The 13,030-nt window shown below is 54.2% G+C and carries 16 protein-coding genes; 4 read left to right on the top strand and 12 right to left on the bottom strand.

Annotated features, from left to right (window positions below; genetic code table 11):
• Positions 1-6 precede the first annotated feature (6 nt).
• On the top strand, positions 7-1,008 hold the full coding sequence (locus tag AC07P6_RS06280) for a tetratricopeptide repeat protein (protein ID WP_478315876.1): 1,002 nt from the start codon (positions 7-9) through the stop codon (positions 1,006-1,008).
• Positions 1,009-1,080: 72 nt separating this feature from the next.
• On the opposite strand, the gene AC07P6_RS06275 is transcribed toward AC07P6_RS06280, so the two are convergent.
• The 4 genes from AC07P6_RS06275 to AC07P6_RS06260 form a co-directional block, all read right to left on the bottom strand.
• Positions 1,081-1,233, bottom strand: a complete 153-nt coding sequence (locus AC07P6_RS06275; protein ID WP_182234498.1) for a Hok/Gef family protein — start codon at positions 1,231-1,233, stop codon at positions 1,081-1,083.
• 306 nt (positions 1,234-1,539) lie between these two features.
• Positions 1,540-1,776 carry a non-oxidative hydroxyarylic acid decarboxylases subunit D gene (locus AC07P6_RS06270; RefSeq protein ID WP_112213845.1) on the bottom strand — a complete coding sequence of 79 codons (237 nt, stop codon included), beginning with the start codon at positions 1,774-1,776 and terminating at the stop codon, positions 1,540-1,542.
• Between the two features lie 13 nt (positions 1,777-1,789).
• Positions 1,790-3,214 (bottom strand): non-oxidative hydroxyarylic acid decarboxylases subunit C, encoded by a 1,425-nt coding sequence (locus AC07P6_RS06265; RefSeq protein WP_182234500.1) that lies wholly within the window; start codon positions 3,212-3,214, stop codon positions 1,790-1,792.
• Positions 3,214-3,807 carry a non-oxidative hydroxyarylic acid decarboxylases subunit B gene (locus AC07P6_RS06260; protein ID WP_181486348.1) on the bottom strand — a complete coding sequence of 198 codons (594 nt, stop codon included), beginning with the start codon at positions 3,805-3,807 and terminating at the stop codon, positions 3,214-3,216. Before AC07P6_RS06260 ends, AC07P6_RS06265 begins: the two co-directional genes overlap by 1 nt.
• A gap of 170 nt (positions 3,808-3,977) precedes the next feature.
• Here AC07P6_RS06260 and AC07P6_RS06255 point away from each other — a divergent pair, with 170 nt between their 5' ends.
• On the top strand, positions 3,978-4,397 hold the full coding sequence (locus AC07P6_RS06255) for a MarR family winged helix-turn-helix transcriptional regulator (RefSeq protein WP_182234502.1): 420 nt from the start codon (positions 3,978-3,980) through the stop codon (positions 4,395-4,397).
• Here the strand turns inward: AC07P6_RS06255 and AC07P6_RS06250 are convergent.
• Positions 4,394-5,281 (bottom strand): LysR family transcriptional regulator, encoded by an 888-nt coding sequence (locus AC07P6_RS06250; RefSeq protein WP_478315875.1) that lies wholly within the window; start codon positions 5,279-5,281, stop codon positions 4,394-4,396. The genes AC07P6_RS06255 and AC07P6_RS06250 overlap by 4 nt on opposite strands.
• A 104-nt stretch (positions 5,282-5,385) precedes the next feature.
• Here AC07P6_RS06250 and AC07P6_RS06245 point away from each other — a divergent pair, with 104 nt between their 5' ends.
• Both AC07P6_RS06245 and AC07P6_RS06240 read left to right on the top strand, forming a co-directional pair.
• Positions 5,386-6,600, top strand: coding sequence for an MFS transporter (locus AC07P6_RS06245; RefSeq protein WP_478315874.1), 1,215 nt, complete (start codon positions 5,386-5,388; stop codon positions 6,598-6,600).
• The gene (locus AC07P6_RS06240) at positions 6,597-6,974 is read left to right on the top strand and encodes a DUF4440 domain-containing protein (protein WP_478315873.1); all 378 of its coding nucleotides are present in this window, start codon (positions 6,597-6,599) and stop codon (positions 6,972-6,974) included. Before AC07P6_RS06245 ends, AC07P6_RS06240 begins: the two co-directional genes overlap by 4 nt.
• Positions 6,975-7,034: 60 nt before the next feature.
• Here AC07P6_RS06240 and rpoS read toward each other — a convergent pair whose 3' ends face one another.
• The 7 genes from rpoS to ispD form a co-directional block, all read right to left on the bottom strand.
• Positions 7,035-8,027, bottom strand: a complete 993-nt coding sequence (gene rpoS, locus AC07P6_RS06235; protein WP_110275838.1) for an RNA polymerase sigma factor RpoS — start codon at positions 8,025-8,027, stop codon at positions 7,035-7,037.
• Between the two features lie 137 nt (positions 8,028-8,164).
• Complete coding sequence (gene nlpD / locus AC07P6_RS06230) at positions 8,165-9,298, bottom strand: murein hydrolase activator NlpD (RefSeq protein ID WP_478315872.1); 1,134 nt, start codon at positions 9,296-9,298, stop codon at positions 8,165-8,167.
• A 122-nt stretch (positions 9,299-9,420) separates the two neighbouring features.
• Positions 9,421-10,047, bottom strand: a complete 627-nt coding sequence (locus AC07P6_RS06225) for a protein-L-isoaspartate(D-aspartate) O-methyltransferase (RefSeq protein WP_110275840.1) — start codon at positions 10,045-10,047, stop codon at positions 9,421-9,423.
• A complete protein-coding gene (gene surE, locus AC07P6_RS06220; protein ID WP_478315871.1) occupies positions 10,041-10,802 on the bottom strand; it encodes a 5'/3'-nucleotidase SurE in 762 nt (253 codons plus the stop codon). Before surE ends, AC07P6_RS06225 begins: the two co-directional genes overlap by 7 nt.
• The gene (truD, locus tag AC07P6_RS06215; RefSeq protein ID WP_142514523.1) at positions 10,783-11,832 is read right to left on the bottom strand and encodes a tRNA pseudouridine(13) synthase TruD; all 1,050 of its coding nucleotides are present in this window, start codon (positions 11,830-11,832) and stop codon (positions 10,783-10,785) included. Before truD ends, surE begins: the two co-directional genes overlap by 20 nt.
• The gene (gene ispF, locus AC07P6_RS06210; protein WP_110275843.1) at positions 11,829-12,308 is read right to left on the bottom strand and encodes a 2-C-methyl-D-erythritol 2,4-cyclodiphosphate synthase; all 480 of its coding nucleotides are present in this window, start codon (positions 12,306-12,308) and stop codon (positions 11,829-11,831) included. The genes truD and ispF overlap by 4 nt, the downstream gene beginning before the upstream one ends.
• Entirely contained in the window at positions 12,308-13,018 is a 711-nt protein-coding gene (gene ispD, locus AC07P6_RS06205; RefSeq protein WP_110275844.1) for a 2-C-methyl-D-erythritol 4-phosphate cytidylyltransferase, read from the bottom strand. Before ispD ends, ispF begins: the two co-directional genes overlap by 1 nt.
• Positions 13,019-13,030 lie beyond the last annotated feature (12 nt).

Below are 13,030 nucleotides of genomic sequence, written 5' to 3'. Positions count from 1 at the left end.
GATATGGTGAACAACATCCTGACAATGAAAAAGAAATATTTATATATATTATTAATATGCATTGCGACATTAGTTATGTATATACTCCAACCAGCAGAAACCACTCGTCATGATAAAGCCACGTTAAATTATTTCGTTAACTTAATTAAATCCCCCTCCGTTGATAAAGGTATAAACACGCCAGGCATATTTTTGGAAATTTCCGCGATTCGCGATAATCCAAAGTCCCAATATAATCTCGGCGCATATTATCTGGAAAAGAAAGCGGGAAATATTTATGACCCGCAAACAGGGGAAAAATGGATGCGGCTGGCCGCCGGGCAAAACTACGCTCCAGCCCAGCTCTGGTTAGGCAATATGTATCATCTGGGCTATAGCGTAGCGAAAAATACCCGGGAGGCCGCTCTCTGGTATCTGAAAGCGGCAAACAACGACAACTCCACCGCGCAAAGCAATCTTGGCGTCTTGTATATGACCGGAGATGGCGTCAAGCAAGACGTACAACAGGCGGTCAGTTGGTATAAAAAATCTGCGGCGCAGGGAGATGCAGCAGGTCAGCAAAATTTAGGCCGCAGTTATGAAAGAGGCATCGGTATCGCCCCTGATATTGAGCGAGCTATCTATTGGTATAAAAAATCGGCGGCGCAAAACTCTGCTTCCGCGCAGTTCGCCCTCGGCCAGCTCTATTACTTCGGTCAATACGTTCCGCAAAATTATGCTTTAGCCTGGGAGTGGTTTATGAAGGCGGCAAAACAGAACGATGTTAACGCCCTGTTTAATTTAGGCGTAATGTACAACGATGGTAACGGCGTAACAAAAAGCAAAGCGCAGGCCTTATCCTGGTTTCGCAAAGCCGCCGAACAAAATGATTCCGAGTCACAATATATTGTCGGAGAAATATACGACGAAGGAGATGGCGTTCCGGTAGATAAAAAACAGGCCGCATATTGGTATCAGCTCGCCGCCAATAATGGTCATCAGCAAGCAAAAAAAGCGCTGGAGAAATAGAGCGGCTGAAAGAATGGGGTGCATGAGAATGAAACCTGACAACCAGTACGCGGGGTCGCCCCCGCGTTGATGCTACTTCTTCGATTCGTAAGCGAGAACAGCTTTAAACTCCATACTACGCTCTTTGATACTTAGCTCGCATAGCGAGTTACGTACCATCAGCGTAAATCCCAGCGCTGTGATACACAGCACAATGATTGCCACAAGGGCATATTTTGTCAGCATGTCTTGCCTCCCTGCAAAGAAGAGACTAACATCTGAATTGTCGATGTTCATCCGTTAGCCTCAGTTGATAGAAATATCTCCTGGGGCTTTCGTCTATCTGGAACCTCAAAAATGCTCAAAGCCAGATAGCCTCAAGCACCCGCGTTTATTCTATACCCGCTGATGACGAAAATTACCTTGAGTAAGTTGAATTCCATCTTTTTATTGCAGGTTGCGATAATGCTCGCAAGAATTTATATCTATTAGTCCCAGCTTTAATTTATAAATCAAATATAAAACGGGCCCGACTTAGCGGGCCCGTTTCTTTTAGCGCTTATCTTCCGCCAGCAGCGGCGGAATACTCGGCACCATTGGCGATTCATCAATATCCTTCTGCGTCATGCGAAACGCTTCCGGATAGTGCTCGCGGCTGGTGCGGCGTAGCGGCTCGGTATCACGCCAGGTGTAGAAACAGTGTTGGCACTGAAATACCGTCCAGACATCTTTTACCGGCGACTTCGCCAGCACTTCAATATGTTCATCGACGCAACGTGGACAAATCATCTTTATCTCCTTATTAACGGTTGGCCAGCATGGCGGTCAGTTTTTCAACCCAGGCTTTGGTTTCAGGGAGGTCCTGTACCGGCTGGCTGTAGTGACCACGAAGATCCGGCGCAACCGGCGTAGTCGCGTCGATAACCAATTTGTCAGTGATCCCCGCCGGGCTTGAGCCTGGGTCAAGTTCCAGCACGGACATATTCGGCAACTGGACCAAATCCCCCGCCGGGTTCACTTTCGAAGACAGCGCCCACATCACCTGTGGCAGGTTGAACGGATCAACGTCCTCATCAACCATAATCACCATCTTCACATAGCCCAGACCGTGTGGCGTGGTCATCGCCCGCAGGCCAACCGCACGGGCAAATCCGCCGTAGCGTTTTTTAGTGGAGATAATCGCCAGCAGGCCGTGAGTGTACATGGCGTTGACGGCCTGCACTTCCGGGAATTCCGCTTTCAACTGCTGGTACAGCGGCACGCAGGTCGCCGGGCCCATCAGGTAGTCGATTTCTGTCCACGGCATACCGAGATAGAGAGATTCAAAAATCGGTTTGGTGCGATAAGAGACTTTATCAATCCGTACCACCGTCATATTGCGCCCACCGGAGTAGTGGCCGGTGAATTCACCAAACGGCCCTTCGATCTCGCGCTTGCGGCTCTCAATAACGCCCTCAAGAATCACTTCCGAGCCCCACGGCACGTCAAATCCGGTCAGCGGTGCGGTGGCAATCGGGTACGGACTTTCGCGCAGCGCGCCCGCCATCTCATATTCCGACTGATCGTACTTCAGCGGCGTGGCGCCCATCAGGGTGATAACCGGGTCATTACCGAGGGTGATAGCGATCGGCAGGTCTTCGCCGCGCTCTTCGGCTTTGTGCAGATGCAGTGCGATGTCATGCATGGGGATAGGTTGCAGGCCCAGCTTACGCTTGCCCTTCACTTCCATGCGATAGATACCAACGTTCTGCTTGCCAAAATTGTCCGGGTCCAGCGGATCGCGAGAAACCACGCAGGCTTTGTCGAGATAAAAACCGCCATCGCCATCGTTCAGACGAAACAGCGGCAGAATATCAAACAGATTAATGTCTTCACCGTCGACGGTATTTTCTGCCCACGCTGGGTTTGCCCGACGCTCCGGCGTTACCGGGAATTTATCCCAGCGACGAATAAACTCATCAATCTGTTTTCTCACCGGCGTGTTCGGCGGCAAACCCATCGAAATAGCGTGGTTCTGCCACGAACCGATAGTATTCATCGTCACACGGGCATCGATAAAACCGCGAATATTGTCGAACCACAGCGCCGGTGCACCATCGCCAATACGTCCGGTGGCGTTAGCGGCGGCAGCCAGATCCGGCTCCGCGTTAACTTCTTCGCTAATTTTCAGCAGTTGCCCCTGGTCGTCCAGCGCCTGCAAGAAGCTGCGCAAATCATCAAAAGCCATTATTCATTCTCCTGTGAAAAATTCTCTTCCGTCCGTAACCCGTTCCAGCGACGTGCTTTGTGATAATCCAGACCAAACTGATCCAGCACCCGCGCGACAACGTGGTCAGTGACGTCTTCAATGGTTTCAGGGTGGTTGTAATAAGCGGGCATGGGCGGCACCATCGCAACGCCCATGCGGGACAGAGCCAACATGTTTTCCAGATGGATGGTGCTCAGCGGCATTTCGCGCGCGACCAGCACCAGCTTGCGGCCCTCTTTCAGCACCACGTCAGCCGCTCGACCAACTAACCCTTCGGCATATCCGGCACGAATACCGGCCAGCGTCTTCATACTGCAAGGGATGACAATCATGCCGTCAGTACGAAATGAACCAGATGAGATGATGGCGGCCTGGTCGGCAGGGCTATGCGAGAAATCAGCCAGTTCAGACACTTCGCGCGCACTGTACGGCGTCTCCAGTTCTATCGTGGTTTTGGCCCATTTCGACATCACCAAATGGGTTTCCACTTCCGGCATCTCACGAAGCGCCTTAAGCAGCGCCACGCCCAGCGGAGCGCCCGTCGCCCCTGTCATCCCAACAATTAACTTCATCATCACCTCATATATTGTTCGTATACGAACATTTTTATTAACCCTACGCTTGCAAGGCCATCTACGCAAGGTTGTTTATATACGTCCGCATTTTTAATCAAAACAGGAAAAATGCGCAAAAGCGCTGCGAACGGCTATCATAGAGCCGACTGTTTTATTACGGAGTTGTCATGGAGTTAAGAAACGAGGCGTTCCATCTATTGCGCCAGCTTTTTCAACGGCACACCGCCCGCTGGCAGCACGAACTGCCGGATCTCACCAAACCACAGTATGCGGTGATGCGCTCGATTGCGGAGCATCCGGGCATTGAACAGGTGACGCTAACGGAGGCAGCGGTCAGCACCAAAGCGACGCTGGCGGAAATGCTGAGCCGCATGGAGAGCCGGGGACTGGTGCGTCGTGAGCACGATCCAGCCGACAAACGCCGCCGTTTTGTCTATTTAACCGAGGAAGGCCAGGCGTTGTTGGCAAACTCCATGCCGCTGGGAAACGCTGTTGATGAAGAGTTTTTGGGTCGTCTGAGCGACGAAGAGCGCCAGCAGTTTTCACATATTATCCATAAGCTGATCGCGCAAGAACAAAAAGATTAACCCTGGCGTTCGCGTAAAAAATCAATAAACGCCCGGACCTTAGTGGGTACATGCTGCGCATCCGGGTAGACCGCGAACACACCCTGATGCGGAAAAGTAAATTCCGGCACCACCTGAACCAGTTTTTGCTCTCTTAGCGCAGTCGCCACCAGCCACTCGGGTAACAATGCAACACCGCTACCCGCCAGCGCAAATGCCATCAGCGCACTGGCGCTGTCTGCCGACAGACGCGGTACCTTTTTAATGTCAAAAGCGATGCTCTCATTGCGCGGCCCAGTGAGCTGCCAGCGTAGCGGTGCGGACAGGCGCTCATGAATAATCCAATCCGCCTGAGCCAGCGCCTCAAGGGTTTTCAAAGGATGCTCAGCCAGCCATGACGGGGCAGCTACCAGGATAATGGCAAAGCGGGATATCAACGCCGCCCGATAACGTGAATCCGCCAGCGTTCCGAGGCGAATCGCCACATCAAAACGCCCGGAGATTAAATCCGCGTGATGCGAAGAGGAAACGTGGCGCACGCGCAGCGCCGGGTGCCGCGCACTGAACTCCGCCAGCGCAGGAATAATCACCTGCGCACCATATTCTGGCGTCGTGGTCATCCGCAGTTCGCCGCTCAACCCCGAGTGGCTGGCCCGCACCTCATCTTGCAGGTTTTCAGCCGTTTTCAGTAACGCAACGCCGCGATGATAGAACAGCGAACCGGCCTCAGTCAGCGTAAGCCTGCGCGTGGATCGCAACAACAGCGTGACGCCAAGTTCGCTCTCCAGCTGTCGGACGTTAAAGCTGATCACCGCTTTGGTTTGCCCAAGCGCCGCTGCCGCAGCGGTAAAGCTGCCGCTATCCACCACCGCCACAAACATGCTCATTCGCTGTAAATTCAGCATGCCATCACTTATTGTCAAAAAATTTTAGACAGTATATCCCCGAACGTCGCGTTTATCCGCCCCACCGACGAGGTTTAGAGTAGCGGCCTTCAGGGGGATTTAAAATGACGTATCGCAGCAAGGTCGCAACCGTTTTTCTGCTTGGCTTCTTTCTCGACTTAATCAATATGTTTATCGCCAGCGTCGCCTTTCCAGCGATGAGTCAGGCGCTGCACGCATCGCTGGGCGAACTGGCGTGGGTGAGCAATGGCTATATCGCCGGACTCACCCTGGTACTGCCTTTCAGCGCCTGGCTCAGCCAGCGATTTGGTGCCCGGTGCATCTTTTTGCTTTCACTGGGCCTGTTCAGCGTCGGAGCGCTGGCCTCAGGACTGGCTGATTCTCTGACAAGCCTCATTTTGTGGCGCGCGTTGCAAGGGATGGGCGGCGGGCTGTTAATTCCAATAGGTCAGGCGCTGACATGGCAGCAGTTTAAGTCTCACGAGCGGGCTAAACTCTCCGCCGCGGTGATGATGGTCGGCTTGTTGGCTCCGGCATGTTCTCCGGCCCTGGGCGGAGTATTAGTCCAATCACTTAGCTGGCGGTGGGTTTTCTTTGTCAGCCTGCCGCTCGCATTCATCACGCTTGGCCTGGCCGCACTGTGGCTGAAGGATGAGAACAACACCCCGCGAACGCGTCGTTTCCTGCATCTCCCTTTATTGCGCGATCCGCTGCTGCGTTTTTCGATGCTGGTGTATCTCTGTGTACCGGGGACGTTTATTGGCATTAACGTCGTCGGGATGTTTTATTTGCAAAACGTCACCGGATTGCCACCTTCCGCCATCGGCTCTCTGATGCTGCCGTGGTCGCTGGCCTCGTTTGCGGCTATCTCGGTAACCGGTCGTTATTTTAATCGTCTTGGTCCACGCCCGTTAATTGCTACGGGCTGCCTGCTACAGGCCGCAGGGATCTTCATATTGGTCGGCGTGGATCCACATACCGCCGGCAGTACGCTAATACTGGCATTTACCTTAATGGGCGCAGGCGGCAGCCTGTGCAGCAGTTCGGCGCAGAGCAGCGCGTTTCTTAACGTGGCGAATCCTGATATGCCGGACGCCAGCGCGCTGTGGAATATCAATCGCCAGCTTAGCTTTCTGATTGGCTCAGCAGTACTGGCTGCGTTGCTTAGCGCCCTTCTGCGTTACTACCCAACGGCGCTGGCCTGGCGCGCCGTATTTATCACCGCCGCCATGGTTACCCTCGTACCGCTACTGAGCTGCCTGAGGTTTAATAACCGGGCGATAGTCATGCACCTACAGAGCAAAATGGAGAACCAATGAATCGCTATATCCAGGAAGTACTCGACGCGCACGTAGTCATCGAAAACTGGCTAAGTCAGGGCGAAGGGAGCATAGAGACGTTAATGCTCCGTTTTAGCGCCGATTTTACGATGATCCCAACAAGCGGAATTCGGATGAGCCGTCAGGAAGTTAGCGCCTTTTTCAAGAGTGCTCGCGCCAGACGACCGGGTTTAAAGATTGTCGTTGATAGTGCCGCTCTGCTCGCCGAATGGCACGATGGCGCAGCGGTTGAGTATCGCGAAACCCAATATCTTCCGGGTAAAGAGGAGACTGTGCGCTGGTCGACGGTTATCTTCCACCTGCAAGAGAAGAAGGTCATCTGGCTGCGTCTGCACGAAACGGCTCAGGGATAGCGGGCCGCTAAAAAGAAAAAGGCTCAATCATCTGATTGAGCCTTTTTTAGGAAAGGTATCTTACTCGCGGAATAGCGCTTCGATGTTCAGCCCCTGACCTTGCAGAATTTCCCGCAGACGGCGCAGACCTTCAACCTGGATTTGACGCACGCGTTCGCGGGTCAGACCAATTTCACGGCCCACATCCTCAAGCGTTGCGGCTTCATAACCCAGCAGACCAAAGCGACGAGCCAGCACTTCACGCTGCTTGGCGTTCAATTCGAACAGCCATTTGACGATGGATTGTTTCATGTCATCGTCCTGCGTGGTGTCTTCCGGGCCGTTGTCTTTTTCATCGGCCAGGATATCCAGCAGCGCTTTCTCCGAGTCACCACCCAGCGGCGTATCCACCGAGGTAATGCGCTCGTTCAGACGCAGCATCCTGCTCACGTCATCAACCGGCTTATCCAGCTGTTCGGCAATCTCTTCCGCGCTTGGCTCGTGGTCCAGCTTATGGGACAACTCGCGTGCGGTACGCAGATAGACGTTCAGCTCTTTAACAATATGGATAGGCAAGCGAATGGTACGGGTTTGGTTCATTATCGCCCGTTCAATCGTTTGACGAATCCACCAGGTCGCATAAGTCGAAAAACGGAACCCACGTTCCGGATCAAACTTCTCAACTGCGCGAATCAGCCCCAGGTTACCTTCTTCAATCAGATCCAGCAGAGCCAGACCACGATTGCCGTAACGACGGGCTATCTTGACGACCAGACGCAGGTTACTTTCAATCATCCGGCGGCGTGACGCAACGTCACCACGCAGCGCGCGACGAGCAAAATAAACCTCTTCTTCGGCGGTCAGCAGTGGGGAATAACCAATCTCACCAAGGTAGAGTTGCGTCGCATCAAGCACCCGTTGGGTTGCTCCCTGCGAAAGAAGCTCTTCTTCAGCCAGATCGCTATCACTGGGTTCCTCTTCAACTAAGGCTTTCTCGTCAAAAACCTCGACTCCGTTCTCATCAAATTCCGCGTCTTCATTTAAATCATGAACTTTCAGCGTATTCTGACTCATAAAGATGGCTCCTACCCGTGATCCCTGAGCAAAGCACCTTCGCTAAACATCATTCAAACGACGCCCGGACGGTAATCTTTATATCTCCCGCCCTGACGCCTTTTCACTGATGCTACGCTTATGCGTACTTCGCCAAATTATCGCTGCGGTAAATACTGCAGCGGGTTGACGGATTTCCCCTTGTAACGAATTTCAAAATGCAAACGTGTCGAACTTGTACCTGTGCTACCCATGGTAGCGATTTTCTGCCCCGCTTTGATATCTTGTTGCTCTTTTACCAGCATCGTATCGTTATGAGCGTAGGCGCTCAGGTAATCATCGTTGTGTTTGATGATAATAAGATTACCGTAACCGCGCAGTGCGTTACCGGCATAGACGACGCGCCCATCTGCGGTCGCGACAATAGCCTGTCCTTTACTGCCTGCAATATCGATACCTTTGTTGCCTCCTTCGGAGCCACTAAAGTTCTCGATAACTTTGCCATCAGTCGGCCAGCGCCATGAAGAGATCGGCGAACTGGTTGACGTACTGCTTGCAGTCGATTGGGTTGTGCTGACAGCTGGAGCCGTAACTGGCGCGACGATTGTAGTCGTCGTCGCAGGCTTGTTATTCGGCAACATCTTATTAGCACTCTGTTCACCTGAAGATTCAGAATACGTAATAGTTGGTTGTGACGCAACCACCGCGGTCGATTTTTGTGCAGAATTTGCGGTCAGCATCCCACCGCTGCTGGCCTGCGCGCTAGCCTGGGCAACAGCGTTATCGCCGGTGATCGGCTGGCCTGACGCGTTGCCGACCTGAAGCGTCTGACCGACGTTCAAACCGTACGGTGCCGGGATATTATTACGCTGAGCCAGGTCGCGGAAGTCGTTCCCGGTGACCCATGCAATATAGAACAGCGTATCGCCGCGTTTAACCGTATAAGTACTGCCTCCGGTGTAGCTACCTTTAGGAATATCGCCATATTTGCGGTTGTAGACAATCTTGCCATCAACCGTTTGTACCGGCTGCTGGGCCATCGGCTGAATCTGGGTAGGCTGCGTCTGTACCGGTTGAGTTTGTACCGGGCGCGCCTGTGGAACGGTGGAAGTGCCGGTATTTGACGGCGGCGTGATCAGCATTCCGGAATTGGTACTGGAAGATGAAGCACCGCCAGCCGAACTGACCGGCGCTGGCGCATTATTGGAGCTGCTACAGCCTGCCAGCCAGAGTGACACCAGTGATAAAGCCGCAATGCGACTTAAGGTAAATTTTGGGCTTCCCGCGCTCATTTATCCCCCAGGAATATGTTAACTGCCAATATCTTGCTCACCGGGCAGCGCCCGGCCAGGACACGAAAAATGCGTCCACCCTATGCCTAAACTTAAGCAAAAAAACCTGGAATAATCCGGGTTCAGGCCAACTCCCCTTTGACAAGAGGAACAAAGCGCACGGCTTCGACAGTATCAATCACAAACTCGTTGCCGCGTCGACGGATCCGCTTCAGGAACTGATGCTCTTCGCCCACTGGCAATACCAGCACGCCGCCATCATCCAGTTGCGCCAGCAGTGCGGCCGGAATTTCCGGCGGCGCGGCGGTAACGATAATCGCGTCGAACGGCGCACGCGCGTGCCAACCCTGCCACCCATCGCCGTGACGGGTTGAAACATTGTGTAAATCAAGTTGTTTCAGGCGGCGGCGCGCATGCCACTGTAAACTCTTAATCCGCTCAACCGAGCAGACATGGTGCACCAAATGCGCCAGTATTGCAGTTTGATAGCCTGAACCAGTGCCAATCTCCAGCACCCTTGAGTCCGGCGTTAGCGTCAGAAGCTCGGTCATCCGCGCTACCATATAGGGTTGCGAGATAGTTTGCCCCTGACCAATCGGCAATGCCGTGTTTTCCCACGCTTTATGTTCAAAGGCTTCATCAACAAACTTTTCTCGCGGCACCTGAGCGATAGCGTCCAGTACGCGCTCGTCGACAATGCCCTGAGTGCGAAGCTGATTGAGAAGACTTTCAACACGTTTACTTACCATTGCGTATCAACCCCGACGCGTTCCAACCAGCCGCTAACAACTTCATGTGCGCTATGGGCGGTTAAATCGACATGCAGCGGAGTGACGGAAACGTAGCCATCATCCACGGCCGCAAAGTCGGTATCCGGCCCGGCATCGTACTTTTCGCCTGGCGGACCAATCCAGTACAACGTATTGCCGCGCGGATCTTTCTGCGGAATCACCTGATCGGAAGGATGACGACTGCCGCAGCGGGTCACGCGGATACCTTTAATCTGCTCAAGAGGCAGATCCGGTACGTTGATATTGAGAATGCGCCCGGTGCGCAACGGCTCGCGGCTTAATGCACGCAGAATAGAGCAGGTGACCGCGGCGGCGGTGTCATAATGCTGATAGCCGTTTAGCGACACGGCCAGCGCCGGAAAGCCCAGATGGCGGCCTTCCATTGCAGCGGCTACGGTACCGGAGTAAATAACGTCGTCGCCGAGGTTAGGCCCGGCGTTAATACCGGAAACGACGATATCCGGACGCGGGCGCATCAGGGCGTTAACGCCGAGATAAACGCAGTCCGTCGGCGTGCCCATTTGCACGGCGATATCGCCATTATCGAAAGTGAAGGTGCGTAGTGAGGATTCCAGCGTCAGGGAGTTCGATGCTCCGCTGCGGTTACGATCGGGTGCAACTATCTGAACCTCAGCGAATTCCCGTAAGGCCTTCGCCAGGGTCTGAATCCCTGGCGCATGAATCCCGTCATCGTTACTCAGCAATATTCGCATAATCACCCGTTGTATTGATAAGCTCCCTTACCACGCTGGTAGCGAAGCTGCCTGCTGGCAGCCAGAAACGCAGTTCCACGGTGACGTCATCCCACCAGTTCCAGCTCATCTGCTGCGGGTAGAGCAGCATCGCCCGGCGAGCCGCTTCCACTTTTTCACGCACCAGAAGCGCCTGTAACTGCGTCTCTTCGGCTACTGCCGCCTGCTCGGCGGCCAGCGCATCCCGTTGGCTTCCCCAATCGCCGCTACCCACAAGCGCAGCAGTGATCATCAGTTCACGGTTATCAACCCGTACCTGGAGTTCCGCGAATTCTTCAGAGGTCGCAACGAACCAGCTTCCGCGCCCCGCTAATTGTAGCGCATCGCCATCAACAACCTGATTAAATTCCGGTTTTTTTAATCTAATACCAACCTGTTGATTAAACAATGCACTGCGGGCCGCCGACAACCAAAAACTGCGTTTATTGCGATCGCGCACCGGCGCACCGCTCTCTGCCCAGCGCAGGGCGCCTTGCAAATTGCTACCGCCGATACCAAAGCGCTGAGCGCCAAAATAGTTCGGAACGCCCTGATCAGCAATCGCCTGCAGGCGCTTTTCGACATCATCACGGGCGCTAACTTCACGCAGCACCAGAGTGAACTGGTTGCCTTTCAGTGCCCCCAGACGCAGCTTGCGCTTGTGGCGCGCGTATTCGAGAACCTGGCAGCCTTCGAGCTGAAATTTGCTCAGGTCAGGCATCTCTTTACCCGGCACTCGGGCACACAGCCACTGCTCGGTGACCGCGTGTTTGTCCTTCTGTCCGGCAAAGCTCACTTCACGCGCATGAATTTTAAGGAATTTTGCCAGAGCTTCAGCAACAAAACGCGTATTGCAGCCATTTTTCAGAATCCGCACCAACACGTGCTCGCCTTCACCGTCAGGCTCAAAGCCGAGATCCTCAACCACCACAAAGTCTTCCGGGTTCGCTTTTAGCAGCCCCTGAGCCAGCGGTTTTCCATGCAGATAAGTGAGTTCGTCAAACGCAATCATTTGTCAGCCTTACGCAATAGCGCCACCGCTTCACAAGCGATGCCTTCGCCGCGCCCGGTAAAGCCCAGCTTTTCGGTCGTCGTGGCTTTGACGTTAACATCGTCCATATGGCAACCCAGATCTTCTGCGATAAAGACGCGCATCTGCGGGATATGCGGCAGCATTTTCGGTGCCTGGGCGATGATGGTGACGTCGACGTTGCCAAGGCTATAGCCCTTCGCCTGAATCCGCCGCCACGCTTCGCGCAGCAGCTCGCGGCTATCGGCTCCTTTAAAAGCCGGGTCAGTGTCCGGGAAGAGCTTGCCAATATCGCCTAGCGCAGCCGCGCCCAGTAGCGCGTCGGTCAGCGCATGCAGCGCCACATCGCCATCGGAATGTGCCAGCAGCCCTTTTTCATAAGGCACGCGCACGCCACCGATAATGATTGGGCCTTCACCGCCAAAAGCGTGTACGTCAAAACCATGTCCAATTCGCATTAAGCCTTCTCCTGGTGTCGGGAACGGGTAAGGTAAAATTCGGCCAGCGCCAGGTCTTCCGGGCGCGTCACTTTAATATTATCAGCTCGTCCGGCAACCAGTTCAGGATGGAAGCCGCAGTACTCCAGCGCCGAGGCTTCATCAGTAATGGTCGCCCCTTCATTGAGCGCGCGCGTCAGGCAATCAACAAGCAGCTCACGAGGGAAAAATTGCGGCGTCAGCGCATGCCATAAATCGTTGCGCTCGACGGTATGGGCGATAGCGACTTTGCCCGGCTCCGCGCGCTTCATGGTATCGCGAACCGGAGCGGCCAGAATGCCACCCACTCGGCTGGTTTCACACAGCTGAAGCAGGCGGCTGAGGTCGTCCTGATGCAGACAGGGGCGCGCGGCATCGTGCACCAGCACCCAATCGGCCTCATCCAGCGCCTTCAGGCCCGCGAGGACGGAGTCCGCGCGCTCGGTGCCGCCATCAACGACGGTAATTTGTGGGTGATTCGCTAACGGAAGTTGGCTAAAACGCACATCGCCAGGGCTGACGGCGATGACCACCCGCTGCACGCGCGGGTTCGCCAACAGCGCAGCAACCGCGTGTTCGAGAATCGTTTTGTTACCGATTGAGAGATATTGTTTCGGGCATTCCGTTTGCATGCGGCGGCCAAAACCGGCTGCCGGCACCACGGCGCAAACGCCCGGAAAAGTGGCTGCCATGTCGTAATCCTG

Source organism: Klebsiella sp. GFKo11 (assembly GCF_056490265.1).
This window is presented reverse-complemented; position numbering and strand designations above follow the sequence as displayed.